Genomic DNA, 14,180 nt, shown 5'->3' with positions numbered 1-14,180 from the left:
GGTTTTCTGATCGAGACCTGTTCACTTATACTAAGCCCAACTTATGCAAATGGAGCCAGACATGGCCAAAGGTAATTTATTTGTTGTAACCGCCCCATCTGGCGCAGGAAAGACCACTTTAGTGGCTGCGCTGCTGGCGGCTGATGCCAATGTTCAGCTGTCAATTTCATACACCACGCGTGCGCCACGTGCGGGCGAGGTGGATGGTAAAGATTACCACTTTGTTGAACGCGCCGAATTCGAGCGCATGATTGCCGCGGGTGAGTTGCTCGAGCATGCCGAGGTGTACGGTAATTACTACGGTACATCGCAAGTTTGGATCAATGATGTGATTCAAAATGGCCGCGATATTTTGCTGGAAATCGACTGGCAAGGCGCACAACAAGTGCGTCGTTTATTCCCCGATGCGATCGGCCTGTTTGTGTTGCCACCTTCGCTGGAAACTTTGGAAAACCGTTTGCGCAATCGTGGTAAAGACAGTGAAGAAGTAATCGCGAAACGGATGGCCGTGGCGCGCGAAGAGTGCAGTCATGTCGATGAGTTCGATTTTGTGATCGTCAACGGGCACATCGACGACGCGGTACGCGATATCGTGGCCGTAGTGCGCGCTGCGCGTTTGAATTTGGCGCAACAATCAAAACGTCATACCGCTTTGATTTCAAGCCTGAAAGGCTAAAATCGGCGCAAGATGATATAATCGGCGGTTTCGCTATTGGATTTTGTTCGATAGCGCACCCGTATTTGGTATTTCGGAGAGTAAATTATGGCGCGTATCACGGTTGAAGATTGTCTGGATCGTATTCCAAACCGTTTCGATTTGACTTTGGCTGCAGCATACCGTGCTCGCCAACTCGAAAATGGTTCATCGCCGCAAGTGGATAACAACGGCCGCGATAAACCAACCGTTTTGGCTTTGCGCGAAATGGCAGCAGGCCTCGTTGGGGTTGAAATTCTGACTCGCAATCGCGGTTAATTTATGAGCGTAGACTCGGTACTCACCATCGAGGACGTGCCTGCTTTAGCGAGTGCACCTGAAGTGATTGAGGAAGCGAATCGCTTCCTCACCGAGCATACTGCTTACCTTAAACAAGAAGACCGCCAGATGTTACGGGCGGCTTTTTTGTTTGCGGAAAACGCCCATCGCGGCCAAATGCGTCGCTCGGGTGAACCCTATATTTCCCATCCATTGGCCGTTGCGACGATTCTGACGCAATGGAAACTTGATGCGCAGGCGCTAGCTGGTGCACTGCTCCACGATGTGATGGAAGATAGCGGCGTTACCAAGCTTGAATTAACCGAGAAATACGGCAAAGCAGTCGCTGAGCTGGTCGATGGCATGAGCAAAATCGACAAGCTGGAATTCCAAAGCAAAGAAGAAGCACAGGCGGAAAACTTTCGCAAAATGCTGCTAGCGATGGCGCGCGATATGCGCGTGATGCTGATTAAATTGGCCGATCGCTTGCACAATATGCGCACGATGGATTCGATGCGTGCGGATAAGCAAAAACGCATCGCGCGCGAAACGATGGAAATCTACGCACCGATTGCCAATCGCATCGGTTTAAATGCCGTTTACCAAGAATTGGACGATCTGGCATTTAAATATATGCACCCGCGCCGGCATCATGTGTTGTCCAAAGCGCTCAAAGCCGCACGTGGCAATCGCCGCGAGGTAGTGCAAAAAATCCTCGACTCGATTAATAGCAAATTGGCTGCCCATCAAATTGAGGCGCAAGTGTCGGGGCGGGAGAAAAACTTGTTTTCGATTTATCGCAAGATGGTCGAAAAACACCTGAGTTTTTCTGAGGTTTTGGATATTTACGCGTTTCGCGTCATCGTGAAAGACAACGCGCATTGCTATTTAACGCTCGGCGCTTTGCATGCGCTGTTTAAGCCGATTCCGGGCAAATTTAAAGATTACATTGCGATTGCCAAAAGCAATGGCTACCAAAGTCTACATACGACCTTGTTTGGCCCCTACGGTACGCCGATTGAAGTGCAAATTCGCACGCCAGAAATGCATCGCATCGCCGATGCGGGCGTCGCGAGCCACTGGATGTATAAAAGTGGCGACGAAGGTTTTTCTGATGTGCAGCAAAAAACGCATCAATGGCTGCAATCTCTGTTGGAGCTACAAGTCGAATCGGGCGATGCGGTTGAGTTTCTGGAGCATCTGAAAGTCGATCTGTTCCCCGATCAGGTGTATGTGTTTACGCCTAAAGGCAAGATTCTTAGCCTGCCCAACGGTGCGACTTGTGTCGATTTTGCCTACGCGGTGCACACCGACGTCGGCCATGGCTGTATTGCCGCCAAGGTCAATCACGAGCTGGTGCCGCTGCGTACCAAATTAAAAAATGGCGACCATATCGAAGTGGTGATGGCGGCGCATGCGCGACCGAATCCAAGCTGGTTGGCGTTTGTCACCACCGGCAAAGCGCGCTCGCAAATTCGCCATTTCTTGAAAACAATGCGTTTTGACGAGTCGGTGCATTTGGGCGAGCGTTTGCTTAATCAAGCGTTCTCGGCCTTGCATCAGCCGCTGCATGTGAATGACGATATCTGGGAAAAATACCTGCGCGAAAGCGGTGAAAAATCACGCGAAGCAGTATTGGCCGATGTCGGCTTGGGGCAAAAATTGGCGATGGTCGTCGCCAAGCGTTTGTTGCAATTGGCGGGCATGTGGTCGGACGAAGGCCGCCAAGGCAAAAAACCAATGTCGGTGTCGATTCGTGGCACCGAAGGCATGGCGATTCAGTTTGCACGTTGCTGCAACCCAATACCGGGGGACCCTATCCTTGGCTTTGTGAAGAAAGATCAGGGCTTAGTGGTGCATACCCACGATTGCCCGCAAGTATCAAAAGGGCGCATCGATGCGGAAAAACTGATCGACGTGGATTGGGATCCGGAAGTCGCGCGCCTATTTGACGTGCCGATCAAAATTTTGGCCGAAAACGAGCGAGGAACGCTGGCAGCGCTCGCCGCAGCGATTGCCGAAGCGGATGCCAATATTGCTGCCGTGAGCATGGGCGATTCGGTTGAATCTCATGAACGATATCTGAGCGTGCAATTTACCTTGCAAGTGCACGATAGGATTCATCTGGCCAAAGTCTTGAAAAAACTGCGAGCCCTACCAACAGTTTATCGTCTACAACGAGTTAGGGCATAGTATTTGCTGCTATACATTATTTGAATTGCCCTGGCTGGTGATACCTGTCGGGGCATATTTATTTTTACTGGGCGTTGTTTTGATTGCGCTGAATTCTCAACTCGATCGGTTGGGCAATGTCCACATGAACATCACGCTGTGGGAAGGCAATTTCAATGTGGTTTTTGCGTAGTGACGCTTCAATCATAAAACGTAAATCACTGGCCACTTGCCGCCCCAAGGTGCCGGCCGTGATGTCTATCCAGTAATGCACTCCAAACATCAAGGCATCAGCGCCAAAGTCTTCTAGCAAGATTTCATAATGAGGCTCTTTGCAGATTTGCCCGTGTCGTTCGATGTCCTCGGCCAGCAACTTGGAAACAAGTCGTACATCGCTGCCATATGCAACGCCAACTTTGACCGACTGGCGAACAAGATTGCTGCTATATGTCCAGTTGGTGACGTTTTGCTCTAGAAACGTGCTGTTGGGTACCAGTGTTTCGATGCCATTAATGTCGCGAATCACGGCGGCACGCACGCTCATATCGACGACTGTGCCGCGTAAATTGCCCACTTCAACGGTATCGCCCGGTTTGAAAGGGCGCTCTAAAATCATCATCAAGCCACTGATTAAGTTTTTGAGCAGCGTTTGCATACCAAAGCCTAAACCAATTGCAATCGCGCCGCCCATAAAGGCAAACACGGTGAGCGGAATGCGCACCAGCAGTAGCGAATTAATCAGCAAAATAATAAACGCCACCGCCAAAATCCAGCGTTTTGCGATCCGCACGACGATGGCTTGATAGTTAAAACGGCGAATTAAATAAGCTTCAAACCAATGCGCTAATTTAAGGATAAGGAAGAAGCCGATCAGCATCAGCAGAATGGCAAATACCAATTTACCGACCGTTACGCCGCGCGAGATGGAGACAACTTGGCCGTCAACTTGCAAGGTGTCAGCCACACTGAATAATTCGTAATGCCAAAAAGCATCAATATTTTTCTGCAGCCGTTCTTTCCATAATCCTGCCCGTTCTTGTACGCTTTGATCGGTTTTTTTAACGTTAAACTGCTCGCCCCAGCGTTGAATCAGTAAGCGCAAACGTGATAATTCTGCGGCTGCTTCGCTTAAGACTTCGGCACGTTCTTGCCATAATTTGCGCTCAACCAAGCTTAATTCATCCTGATCTTCTAATTGTTGCGCTTGCATTTGCGCAACCGTAATCGCTTGTTGTACTTCGGAGGAAATAGTGCTGAGGTGGACATCCCATTTGAGGGTGTTGCGCTGAAAGTCATTCAGATCAACCTGATTGATGTTCTGGCTGATATTGAAATACATTTGCCAGAACGCGTGCTCAAGAGTGTAGCCATTTAAGACATCGAGCAAGATGCCAATACTCAATGAGTTATTTTCTAGGCGCAAATAATTAATTTGCTCCAATTTGGTGACTTCATTTAATTCGGTATTGATATCATCTTCGCTGCGCGTGGTCACTCGAGAGGCCGATTTTTTGGCTAATTGCTCTTTTTCTGCGAGCAAGGCTTGTCGCTGGGCACTGAGCTCATCAACCTGTTTGAGCCATTCTTGTTTCATATCACTTAAGCGCGCAATCTGGCTGCTAATTCGTTGGCGTTGTTTCTCGATTTGGGCTTGAACTTGCTTGAATTCGCTGTCGTTTAATTTGGGCTGCAATGGTTGGTCTTTCAGCGCCAGGACGAGTGCTTCTTGTTGCTCACGACTAAATTGCAATTGTGCCCGAGTATATTTTTGGCGTTCTTCCATCGATTTTAATACGGCGGTGCGAGTTTCCACTTGCAACTGGGCCAGTTGCACGTCTTTGAGGGCGGCCGCACGATTTTCGGGTTTAGCCTGCTCTAAAGTTTCGCTTTTGCGCCGCAACTGCGCTTGGCTGTCCGCTAATACATCTTGCTGCTCGGTGAGTAAGCCTTCTTGTGTTTCAAGCAAGGCCATTAAATTGCGCACCGCCAGTTGATTGGTTTGCAGTGATTGTCGCTGCTGATTAATCGCCAATACACTGCTTGCAATGGTCTCTACGGGTGCTTGTTTTTGTGCTAAGCCTTCTTGCGCTTTTTGCCCTGTTAACGCCGCCAAGTGTTGGCGGTAAGCCGTCATTTGTATTTCATACAAATACAAACGGTTATAGATCAGTGGATCGCTGTCTTTGTCGGATTGCTTTAGCTGCTCATACAGCGTTTGTGCGTGTTCGAGTTTTTGCCGAATCAGCGTCATTTTTTCATCGAGGCTGTTATTGCTGGAGGCCGTTGGCTCGGCGCTCGTTTCGGCGCTGATGCTGGAGCCAGAGAAGCCGGGTATCGAGATGGCATGCGCTTGCAGGCAACATAACAAAACTGAAAGGGCAAACAAGCGCTGAAGCATGAGCAAATCCAAAGGGTAAGGGGAGTTTTGGCGTTGAGGTGAGCCGAATGATCGGAAAAATATGCATCCGTGCTGCGTTTTTACTGTGTCTAATCAAGGTGGCCACACAGCCACATGATACACTTCAGGCATTGTAAATTAAGTTTGTTTTCGGTTTAAGTAAGTATTTGTTGTTCGTGCCGTGTATGCCGTAGGTGTTGCAGTTATGCACCTTGAATTCTCGGTGCCTCAGTGCTTTGAGATATCCAGCTTCGAAAATAGGTTAACCCCATGATGCAAATTTCTATTAACGGTGCGGCGCGTGAATGCGCCGAGCCACTGAGTGTGGCCCAATTGATTGTCGAATTAGAGCTGACCGGCAAGCGCATTGCCATTGAGCGCAATGGCGAAATCGTGCCGAAAAGTCAGCACGCCACCATACAGCTTGTTGATGGCGACGTGCTCGAGATGGTGGTGGCCGTCGGCGGTGGTTAAGATGTATTGCCCTGAGTGGCAATGCCGGATTGAGCTATAGAGCTATACCTATCTATTTATAACAGGGGCAACGATTATGAGTGATACTTTTCAAATTGCGGGTAAAACCTATCAATCACGCTTGATTGTCGGTACTGGTAAATACAAAGACTTTGCCCAAACGCGCGCTGCCGTGGATGAATCGGGCGCAGAAATCATTACCGTGGCGATTCGCCGCGTCAATATCGGCCAAGATGCATCGCAACCCTCGTTGCTCGACGCGCTGCCACCGTCGCAATTTACTTATTTACCAAATACCGCCGGCTGCTACAACGCCGACGACGCGGTACGCACGCTCCGTTTGGCGCGCGAATTGCTCGACGACCATCGCTTGGTGAAACTTGAAGTGTTGGGCGACCCAAACACGCTGTATCCAAATGTGCGTGAAACCTTGAAAGCGGCGGAAGTGCTGGTGAAAGACGGTTTTGACGTGATGGTGTACACGTCGGACGATCCGATCATTGCGAAAGAGCTGGAGCAAATCGGCTGCTGCGCGATCATGCCGTTGGCCTCCTTAATCGGCTCGGGCATGGGCATTTTGAACCCGTGGAATCTGCGCCTGATTATTGATTCGGCTAAGGTGCCGGTGTTGATCGATGCTGGCGTGGGTACCGCATCGGACGCCGCAGTGGCGATGGAACTCGGTTGTGACGGTATTTTGATGAACACCGCGATTGCCGGCGCGCAAGACCCAATCCGCATGGCGCGCGCAATGAAACTAGCGGTGCAAGCCGGTCGCGACGCCTTCCTCGCCGGTCGCGTGCCACGCAAGCTGTACAGCGCTGATCCATCGAGCCCAACCTCGGGTCTGATCGCCGCGAAGTAAAACGCGAAATCAAAAACACAGTGTTTTTGAATCGGCATCAATAGGGTATTGCTCAGCAGGATAGATTCAAACTATTCTGCGGGGCTATACCCTTTTTATTTGGATGTCATGATGCCTACTGTTCGCTACGCTTCGCTCGATGATTTAGATTTAATCGCGCCGCTGTTTGCGGCATACCGCGTGTTTTATGAGCAAGCCTACGATTTAGCGACGGCACGCGCATTTATCGCTGAGCGCTTGGCTTTACGTGAATCGGTGATTTTGCTCGCGCTGGATGAGAAGGACGACGCTGGTGCTGCGCTTGGGTTTATCCAGCTTTACCCGATTTTTAGCTCGATCGCAGCGCAGCGTATTTGGCTGCTCTCTGATTTATTTGTCAGCGACGCCGCGCGTGAGCAGGGCGTGGCGCGCCAGTTAATGAATAAAGCGACGCAACACGCACGTGATTCAGGCGCGGCATGGTTAGAGCTTTCAACCGCGCACACCAATACCAAAGCGCAAGCCCTGTACGAATCGCTCGGTTATCAGCTCGATACTGTGTACCGCTATTACAGCCTAGCGGCGAATTAAAAATTCCTGTGCTTGGTGAAAAGCTGTTGCGGTATTAAAATGTGGCTTATTCAATAAAACGCCGTTGCGGCCTGATCACGCAAGGACAGGATGCGCGGCGTTTTTGCATTGCAAGGATTAATCATGACGACCGAAAACGTACAAGTCCAACACGCCGAGCAGGCTGAAACCGCAGACAACCCGCATCGCCGCTCAATCCGCAGTTTTGTGCTGCGCCAAGGCCATTTATCCACGGGGCAAGCGCGTGCGCTGGAAGAGTTCGGCCCGAAATTCTGTATCGATTACACGCCTAACGCGCTCGATTTAGACGCCGCTTTTGGCCGCGCAGCCCCGCGCGTATTGGAAATCGGTTTTGGTATGGGCCAAGCGACGGCGACGATTGCTGCTGCGCGCAGCGACACCGACTTTTTGGGCGTTGAAGTGCATACGCCGGGCGTAGGTAGCTTGCTCAAATTGATTGGCGAGCAAGGCTTGAGCAATCTACGCATCGTGCAGCACGACGCGGTGGAAGTGCTCGAACACATGCTGACTCCTGATTCACTCGACGGCGCGCATATTTTCTTCCCCGATCCGTGGCATAAAAAGCGCCATAACAAGCGCCGTCTGATTAAGCCAGAATTCGTTAAACAACTGGTATCACGCATTAAAACCGGCGGCTACCTGCATTTAGCGACTGACTGGGAAGATTATGCGATTCAGATGCTCGAAGTATTGAGCGCTGAGCCTGCGCTGCAAAACACCGCAACGAGCGAGACGGGTTATGCAGAGCGCCCGGATTATCGCCCGCTGACCAAGTTTGAAAACCGTGGCATTAAATTGGGCCATGGCGTTTGGGATTTGGTGTTTAAAAAGAACTAATTTGCTTGCAGCATAAATTGGGCTGCAGAAAGACGTGAATTTGCCGATATCTATAAAAGTGTGCGATTTCAGTGTAAACCTTTGACGATGGTTTTTACTGGAATCGCTGGCTTTTTATCTCGCGATGGCTAGAGTAGAAAAAGCATGACCGATATCGTTAGGAGAGCTGTATGCCTCACACGTCTAAGTTAAAAAAAATACTTAAATTCTCGTTGGCAAGCGCATTTCTTGTGACCTTGAGCGCTTGTGTCAGCCCAAGCAAGACCGCAAGTCATCTAGATGGCGATTCGCATCCTCCCGTGGTGCTACCAAGTAAAGTCACCGCAGTTGGCTATGGCGCGATGCCAACTATGGATGGTTTATCACCATCGCAACGCCGCCTCTTAGCCATGAGAGCGTCTAAACTCGATGCTTACCGTACCTTGGCGGAAATGGTTTCTGGCGTCAAAATTACTGGCAATAGTACGGTTTCTGCTATGGCGCTTAATAATGATGGTTTTCGTGCCTTTGTAGAATCGCATTTACGTGGAGCGCGAGTTGTCACGGTCACCCCATTGCCAGATGGCGCTTTTGAGACGACACTGGAGCTGACTTTGGGCGGCGATTTTTACCGCGCAGCCCAAATAGCCAGCCCAAGTGGCGCTAGCGAGGCCATGCCTGCCGCGCCCGCGCCAATGAAGGTTGTTCCGCAACCCGTTTCGACCAAAGTCGAGCCTAGCCAGAATTTCTATCTCGCATTGTGATATTACGACGCCTATTCTTTGTTGGATTGATGAGTACTCAAGCCTATGCTGTGCAGCACGAAGGCATTGCCCCATTAGGAGCAGAAGGGCTTGAAGCAGCCCGACGTGCCGCTTTGGCCGATGCGCTCGAAAATGCCGCGCTATTTAACGGCGCTAGCGTTAAAGCCAGCAGCCAAAGCGGACAAAAGTGGGGGGAATCAAGTCAGATTCGAGGTGCTCCAATTGGCGAGTATCGCACCGTTAAAGAATGGCAAAGCAATGGTTTTTTGCATGTAATTGTTGATGTAGACCCAGCGATTGTGGCAGCGCGGGTGCAGGGTAATGAGGCCGTGAGTTCAAAACCAGCACAGTGCACAGGTGCCGACTATAAACGCAAGATTTTGGTGTCTCATTTTTGGGTGCAGCGCCCTGCGCAAATGAGCGATCTGGATCGTTTTCCAGAAGGCTTGCAGCTGGAAATGGTGCGCAAGTTTTACGATAGCGGCAATTATATTGCCCAGCGCGCGCCATCTGAGGCGGTGTTTGATTTGCTGCCGCAGTATGTTGATCCTATTTTGCAGCCAGAGCGTGTACGTGAAATGGCGCGCCGCTATGCAGTGCAGTTTGTTGTGGGGGGCATTGTTCGTGATATCTCGACTAGCGGCGAGCGCTATACCACAACGTATGGCAATGATGTTCGCGCCGGTGAGCGCAAAATTGAATTGAATGTGCCGTTAGTTAATTTCACGCAGTTTGGCCTAAAAGCCACGCCAGCTGCGCGTCGTTTTGAATACGAGTTATTTGTTTTTGATGGTGTTTCAGGGGCTCTGATTAATCGTCACCGTTTGGCTGGTAAAGCCTCAGGTAGCGTTGTGCAAGATACCGCTACGAGTATGGGTAGCGAAGGATTTAAAGAAACCGACTTTGGCCGTTTGGTTGATGCCAAATTGGCAGAGGGGGCGGCACGGGTTAGCCAAGATGTGAGCTGCATTCCATTTTCGGCGCGCATTACGCGCGTAGAAAAAGGGCGAGTGTATTTTGATGCAGGCGGCACTTCTAAAGTAGCGGTGGGCGATACGATGCAGGTGTATCGCGTGATGCCAGGGGCACTGCCGCTGGATGCGGCTAGTTTTGAACCCACAATGAGTTTAGGTTTACCCGAGGAAATAGTTGGCAACATCACCGTGAGTCAAGTGCAGCCATTATTTGCGGTCGGTGCGATGGCTGGCTCGAAAGTTCAGGCCGGTGATTATGTACGCTTTGTGGGGCGAGGGGGACAGAAATGAAATACGGTCTAGCTTTGCTGTTAATACTGCCAGGTTTATCGTGGTCTAATGAGGCGGCGCATTCGGGCGAGATTAAACCTGCGACGAAGGCGGCAACGACTTCATCGGTTCACACGCCGATTAAAAATGCCCCACCAACTCAGGTCGATAATCTAAAACCAGCTAGCAAGTCTAAAGTCGAGGCTGGAGCACATCAAACAGAAACAACGAGCACACATTCAGCAAAACCCACTGAACCGCCTGTTGTGCAATACGTTCCGCCAAAATACGGTTCTAGTGCCGTGCCAACATCGCCGCCGGTGCGCCAGTACGTGCCCTCAAAAGCACCACGGAGCGCAGCGCATAGCACAAAGAGTTCTCACGGTAGCTCACACAGCTCATCAGCAAAAATGACGACGAGCTCGCCTGTGACGCCGGGTATTGTGCGTGTTTTGCCGAGTAATGCGCTACCAGCTGGTAAGGTGCTCCCCGCCGCGAAGATGGTAGGTGATGGGATGGGCAGTAGCGACAGCTCGACCAATAAACCGCGACTAATCTGGGGTGAGACTACAGTGGTGAAGCCTGCGGCTTTGCCTGCCCCAGAGATTTATATCGTCCGTGATCCAGAACTACGGTGGCAGCAGTACAGCTACCCATAAAATCGCCGCAATATCGCTTTGCGATCCAGCCCGCCTGCCGAGCAGGGCTTTTTAACACCCTAAAATTAACGTGGGCAAGCCAAATCGCGCAAGACCGAGCCTTTAAACTGCTGGGTCAGGCGATTGAGTTTGTCCATTTGCTGATCGCTGACGTTTTTGGCACTAAAGCTTGCTTGCTTTAAGGTGTCGTCGCGGTCGCGAACGACGGCCGAGCGTACGCCTTTGGCTTGTAGCTCAGCTAAATGGCGCTCACCCGCTTCACGCGTGCTGAAAATACCCAGTGAAATCGCATTTTGCCAGCGACCGCCATTATTGACGATAAAGTAGTCGGTAATACCCAAATCGGCCAATTGGGCTGCTTTGGTTTTTGCCACTTCCATGCTCTCCAATGGCGGCATGTAGACCCATACTTTGGTCGATTCACCGCTGCTGGTTTCGGTGGCGCTAATGCCCAGCGCACGCAGTTTCTCTCGCGCCGAAGTGATTTGCTCGCCCGTAATGCCGGTCCAACGAATGCAGTGTCCAGCTGCTGCTACCTTGGCGACTTCAGTCGGCGCTGGCGTAGGTTTGGGCGCTTCGCTGGCCGCTGGCGTTGGCTTGGCGCTCGGCACGGCGGTACTCGTGCCATCGGCTGGTGACGCATAGGCGACGGGTTCTTGGGTTGGCGTGCTGCCTAATTGCCCTGTAACGACTTTGACGGCAGACGCATTTTTCTCGCGGCTTTGAATTTCAACTTTCAGCGGCGCCACGTCGAGCTTGAACCAGCCAAAAACCAGCAAATTGGCGATCAGCAATAGGGCGAAAATAACTTTCATTGCGTAAACACTCCCTCTGCAGCGCAGTGCAGGGCGTAAAGACCGTCGAGGACCAGATTATCTACTGTCTTGGCCTTGCCGTTAAGTAAGCTGTGTATGGCTGCAGCATCGCCACCAAATAGCAAAATTTGATCAATGGGTATATGTTGCTGTGCCAGAGTATCCATGCTTTCTAGGATAATACCCTTAATCGCACGCAGGCAGCCGGTGGTGATCGCATCGTGCGTATTGCGTGGGAAATCTTGATGTTGCCCGTCGGCCAGTGGCAATTTGGCCGTGCCTTGAAAGAGGGCTTGCTTCATTAAGCCTAAGCCCGGGCTGATGGTGCCGCCTAAATACTGGCCGTCTTGCGTTAAGGTATCGACGACCAGCGCCGTGCCTGCCGAGACGATGAGTAATGTTTGAGCTGGAAATTGCGCGCGTGCGCCAAGGACCGCAGCCCAGCGATCGCAACCTTGCTGGCTTAAATCGTCGTAATGATTATGCACGCCCAAGGCATTGCGGCTGACTTGCAAACGCTGTGGCTCAATTTGCCAAGTGTGGCGACAATAGTCGCGTACCGCTTGATAACGCGCTTCTGCGCCGACGACACAGGCCAGTACTTGCGCTGGTGCTGCGGAGCTGGACAACGCGGCAAAGCATTCTTCGAGTGTCGCCGCGGCAAAAGTTGGGCCATTGCCAAAGCGCCACTTGATGCGCGTGTTGCCCAAGTCGATCAGTAAAGTTTGCCCCATTGCTGGAGCACTGAGGAGGGCGTCGCTCATCGTGCCCGCCTTAAGCGCACGTCGCCGGTGTGAATTAATTGTTCACCGTGTTCAGTGCCCAAACGCAAAGCGCCATCGGCAGCCAGCCCTAAAAATTGGCCGCCCTGCACACTGCCATCGGGCGAAATAATGTTGACGCTTTGGTTTTGCCACACATTCAGGGCCTCCCATTGCGCGCGCAATGGCGCAAAGCCGTGCTGCGCAAATTGGCTTAAGCCAAGCTCGAGTGCAGCCAGCAGCAGCCCTAGTAATTGATTGCGACCCACTGTTAAGCCCGCAGCTTGCAAACTGGCGGCGTTTTGCTCCAGCTCGCTCTGCCAGTGGCTAGGAAAAGCAAGATTGAGCCCGATGCCAATGACGACCTGGGCTGGTCCGAGTGCATCGCCCTGCATTTCGATCAGGATGCCGCCGACTTTGGCGTAATCATCGCCTTGTTTAATCAGCAAATCGTTGGGCCACTTTAAACCGATGTCGGCGACGCCATGATCGCGCAAGGTTTGCGCCACAATTGCGCCGACCGCGAGCGAAAGACCGGCCAATTGCGCCGGCCCGCCGTTAAATTGCCAAGCGATTGAAAACATTAAGCCTCCACCCAACGCGCCCAGCCAGCGGCGCCCCATCCGGCCGCGCCCGCCTGTTTGCCATTCGGCCGCCAAAACATGGCCGTGCACTGGGTTTTTCAGTAATTGCCGATTGCTTGATTCAAGGGTATTGCTCACCGCAATAGAAATGACGGAGTCTTTGGGTAGATACTGGGTTATTGTATCGGTTTCAAGCCAATCGATCGCTTGGCTGAGTCGATAACCAACGCCGCTGCGGCGCTCGAGCACGATGCCATATTGTTCAGCTTGTGCCAGCGCAGTGGATACGCTGGCGCGAGAAATACCCAGACGTTCGGCAATCGCCGTACCAGAGGTGAAGTGCTGCGCGTCAAGTTCGCGCAAAAGGCGGATAGGATCGGTCATGGCGACATTTTACGAGAAATGCCGCCGCTTAGGGAAAGAGGGCGGACACAATCGCCGCCCCGCTACTGGATTAAACGGCGTCGCTTTGGTCGGTTAATTGCGCGGGCGCAGCGCCCATGCTTTCAACAACGTGGTTTTGATTGGTGTAAATACACAAATCACCGGCGATTTCGAGCGCTTTTTTGACGCAAACTTCGGGCGGCAAATCGGTATTGTCGAGCAACGCGCGCGCTGCTGCTTGCGCATATGCGCCACCGGAACCAATCGCGGCAATGCCACCTTCGGGTTCGAGCACGTCGCCATTACCAGTAATCACCAGCGTGGCGCTTGGGTCGGCGACGATTAACATTGCTTCTAGGCGGCGCAACATGCGGTCGGTTCGCCAGTCTTTGGCCATTTCAACGGCGGCGCGGGTTAAATGGCCTTGGTGTTTTTCTAGCTTGGATTCAAAGCGCTCAAATAAGGTAAATGCATCGGCAGTGCCACCGGCAAAGCCGACGATGACTTGATCTCGATAGAGTTTACGCACCTTGCGTGCGGTGCCTTTGATCACAATATTGCCCAAAGTCACTTGCCCATCGCCGCCCACTGCGACGTGATTGCCACGACGAACCGAGACGATGGTAGTGCCGTCAAATTGCTCCATAATCCACTCCAACAAAAATCAGTAATACGGATGA

Annotated in this window: 15 protein-coding genes; 10 read left to right on the top strand and 5 right to left on the bottom strand. The window is 51.8% G+C overall.

The window, feature by feature from the left end; translation table 11 throughout:
• Positions 1-61: 61 nt before the first annotated feature.
• The 3 genes from gmk to NT239_05370 all read left to right on the top strand — a co-directional run bounded on the left by gmk (position 62) and on the right by NT239_05370 (position 3,166).
• Positions 62-676: a guanylate kinase gene (gene gmk, locus NT239_05380; protein ID XGA72274.1), complete on the top strand. Its 615-nt coding sequence runs from the start codon at positions 62-64 to the stop codon at positions 674-676.
• 87 nt (positions 677-763) lie between these two features.
• Positions 764-973, top strand: a complete 210-nt coding sequence (rpoZ, locus tag NT239_05375; GenBank protein ID XGA72273.1) for a DNA-directed RNA polymerase subunit omega — start codon at positions 764-766, stop codon at positions 971-973.
• 3 nt (positions 974-976) lie between these two features.
• Positions 977-3,166, top strand: coding sequence for a bifunctional (p)ppGpp synthetase/guanosine-3',5'-bis(diphosphate) 3'-pyrophosphohydrolase (locus NT239_05370; GenBank protein ID XGA72272.1), 2,190 nt, complete (start codon positions 977-979; stop codon positions 3,164-3,166).
• 64 nt (positions 3,167-3,230) lie between these two features.
• Here the strand turns inward: NT239_05370 and NT239_05365 are convergent, their stop codons facing one another.
• Positions 3,231-5,543, bottom strand: a complete 2,313-nt coding sequence (locus NT239_05365; protein ID XGA72271.1) for a mechanosensitive ion channel — start codon at positions 5,541-5,543, stop codon at positions 3,231-3,233.
• Between the two features lie 270 nt (positions 5,544-5,813).
• Between NT239_05365 and thiS the strand changes: the two genes are divergently transcribed.
• From thiS to NT239_05330, 7 genes are all read left to right on the top strand, one after another.
• Positions 5,814-6,017: a sulfur carrier protein ThiS gene (gene thiS, locus NT239_05360; protein XGA72270.1), complete on the top strand. Its 204-nt coding sequence runs from the start codon at positions 5,814-5,816 to the stop codon at positions 6,015-6,017.
• A gap of 76 nt (positions 6,018-6,093) precedes the next feature.
• Positions 6,094-6,882, top strand: a complete 789-nt coding sequence (locus tag NT239_05355; GenBank protein ID XGA72269.1) for a thiazole synthase — start codon at positions 6,094-6,096, stop codon at positions 6,880-6,882.
• A gap of 108 nt (positions 6,883-6,990) precedes the next feature.
• Positions 6,991-7,452 (top strand): GNAT family N-acetyltransferase, encoded by a 462-nt coding sequence (locus NT239_05350; GenBank protein XGA72268.1) that lies wholly within the window; start codon positions 6,991-6,993, stop codon positions 7,450-7,452.
• A 123-nt stretch (positions 7,453-7,575) separates the two neighbouring features.
• Complete coding sequence (gene trmB, locus NT239_05345) at positions 7,576-8,310, top strand: tRNA (guanosine(46)-N7)-methyltransferase TrmB (protein XGA72267.1); 735 nt, start codon at positions 7,576-7,578, stop codon at positions 8,308-8,310.
• Between the two features lie 170 nt (positions 8,311-8,480).
• Positions 8,481-9,053, top strand: coding sequence for an LPP20 family lipoprotein (locus tag NT239_05340; protein ID XGA72266.1), 573 nt, complete (start codon positions 8,481-8,483; stop codon positions 9,051-9,053).
• 29 nt (positions 9,054-9,082) lie between these two features.
• Positions 9,083-10,318, top strand: a complete 1,236-nt coding sequence (locus tag NT239_05335; protein XGA72265.1) for a flagellar assembly protein T N-terminal domain-containing protein — start codon at positions 9,083-9,085, stop codon at positions 10,316-10,318.
• Positions 10,315-10,956: a hypothetical protein gene (locus NT239_05330; GenBank protein XGA72264.1), complete on the top strand. Its 642-nt coding sequence runs from the start codon at positions 10,315-10,317 to the stop codon at positions 10,954-10,956. The genes NT239_05335 and NT239_05330 overlap by 4 nt, the downstream gene beginning before the upstream one ends.
• A 65-nt stretch (positions 10,957-11,021) precedes the next feature.
• On the opposite strand, the gene NT239_05325 is transcribed toward NT239_05330, so the two are convergent.
• The 4 genes from NT239_05325 to hslV all read right to left on the bottom strand — a co-directional run bounded on the left by NT239_05325 (position 11,022) and on the right by hslV (position 14,146).
• A complete protein-coding gene (locus NT239_05325) occupies positions 11,022-11,771 on the bottom strand; it encodes an SPOR domain-containing protein (GenBank protein ID XGA72263.1) in 750 nt (249 codons plus the stop codon).
• The gene (locus NT239_05320; GenBank protein ID XGA72262.1) at positions 11,768-12,535 is read right to left on the bottom strand and encodes a type III pantothenate kinase; all 768 of its coding nucleotides are present in this window, start codon (positions 12,533-12,535) and stop codon (positions 11,768-11,770) included. Before NT239_05320 ends, NT239_05325 begins: the two co-directional genes overlap by 4 nt.
• On the bottom strand, positions 12,532-13,500 hold the full coding sequence (locus tag NT239_05315) for a biotin--[acetyl-CoA-carboxylase] ligase (GenBank protein ID XGA72261.1): 969 nt from the start codon (positions 13,498-13,500) through the stop codon (positions 12,532-12,534). Before NT239_05315 ends, NT239_05320 begins: the two co-directional genes overlap by 4 nt.
• Positions 13,501-13,570: 70 nt before the next feature.
• Complete coding sequence (hslV, locus tag NT239_05310) at positions 13,571-14,146, bottom strand: ATP-dependent protease subunit HslV (GenBank protein XGA72260.1); 576 nt, start codon at positions 14,144-14,146, stop codon at positions 13,571-13,573.
• Positions 14,147-14,180: the final 34 nt, after the last annotated feature.

Source organism: Chitinibacter sp. SCUT-21 (genome assembly GCA_041874755.1).
Classification (GTDB): Bacteria; Pseudomonadota; Gammaproteobacteria; order Burkholderiales; family Chitinibacteraceae; genus Chitinibacter.
Note: the sequence above shows the minus strand (reverse complement) of the source record. Positions and strands in the feature narration are given on the sequence as shown.

Bases quoted from the DNA above. Each gene is read 5' to 3' on its own strand.
- gmk (XGA72274.1), top strand. From the start codon at position 62: ATGGCCAAAGGTAATTTATTTGTTGTAACCGCCCCATCTGGCGCAGGA.
- rpoZ (XGA72273.1), top strand. From the start codon at position 764: ATGGCGCGTATCACGGTTGAAGATTGTCTGGATCGTATTCCAAACCGT.
- NT239_05370 (XGA72272.1), top strand. From the start codon at position 977: ATGAGCGTAGACTCGGTACTCACCATCGAGGACGTGCCTGCTTTAGCG.
- NT239_05365 (XGA72271.1), bottom strand. From the start codon at position 5,543: ATGCTTCAGCGCTTGTTTGCCCTTTCAGTTTTGTTATGTTGCCTGCAA.
- thiS (XGA72270.1), top strand. From the start codon at position 5,814: ATGATGCAAATTTCTATTAACGGTGCGGCGCGTGAATGCGCCGAGCCA.
- NT239_05355 (XGA72269.1), top strand. From the start codon at position 6,094: ATGAGTGATACTTTTCAAATTGCGGGTAAAACCTATCAATCACGCTTG.
- NT239_05350 (XGA72268.1), top strand. From the start codon at position 6,991: ATGATGCCTACTGTTCGCTACGCTTCGCTCGATGATTTAGATTTAATC.
- trmB (XGA72267.1), top strand. From the start codon at position 7,576: ATGACGACCGAAAACGTACAAGTCCAACACGCCGAGCAGGCTGAAACC.
- NT239_05340 (XGA72266.1), top strand. From the start codon at position 8,481: ATGCCTCACACGTCTAAGTTAAAAAAAATACTTAAATTCTCGTTGGCA.
- NT239_05335 (XGA72265.1), top strand. From the start codon at position 9,083: ATGAGTACTCAAGCCTATGCTGTGCAGCACGAAGGCATTGCCCCATTA.
- NT239_05330 (XGA72264.1), top strand. From the start codon at position 10,315: ATGAAATACGGTCTAGCTTTGCTGTTAATACTGCCAGGTTTATCGTGG.
- NT239_05325 (XGA72263.1), bottom strand. From the start codon at position 11,771: ATGAAAGTTATTTTCGCCCTATTGCTGATCGCCAATTTGCTGGTTTTT.
- NT239_05320 (XGA72262.1), bottom strand. From the start codon at position 12,535: ATGAGCGACGCCCTCCTCAGTGCTCCAGCAATGGGGCAAACTTTACTG.
- NT239_05315 (XGA72261.1), bottom strand. From the start codon at position 13,500: ATGACCGATCCTATCCGCCTTTTGCGCGAACTTGACGCGCAGCACTTC.
- hslV (XGA72260.1), bottom strand. From the start codon at position 14,146: ATGGAGCAATTTGACGGCACTACCATCGTCTCGGTTCGTCGTGGCAAT.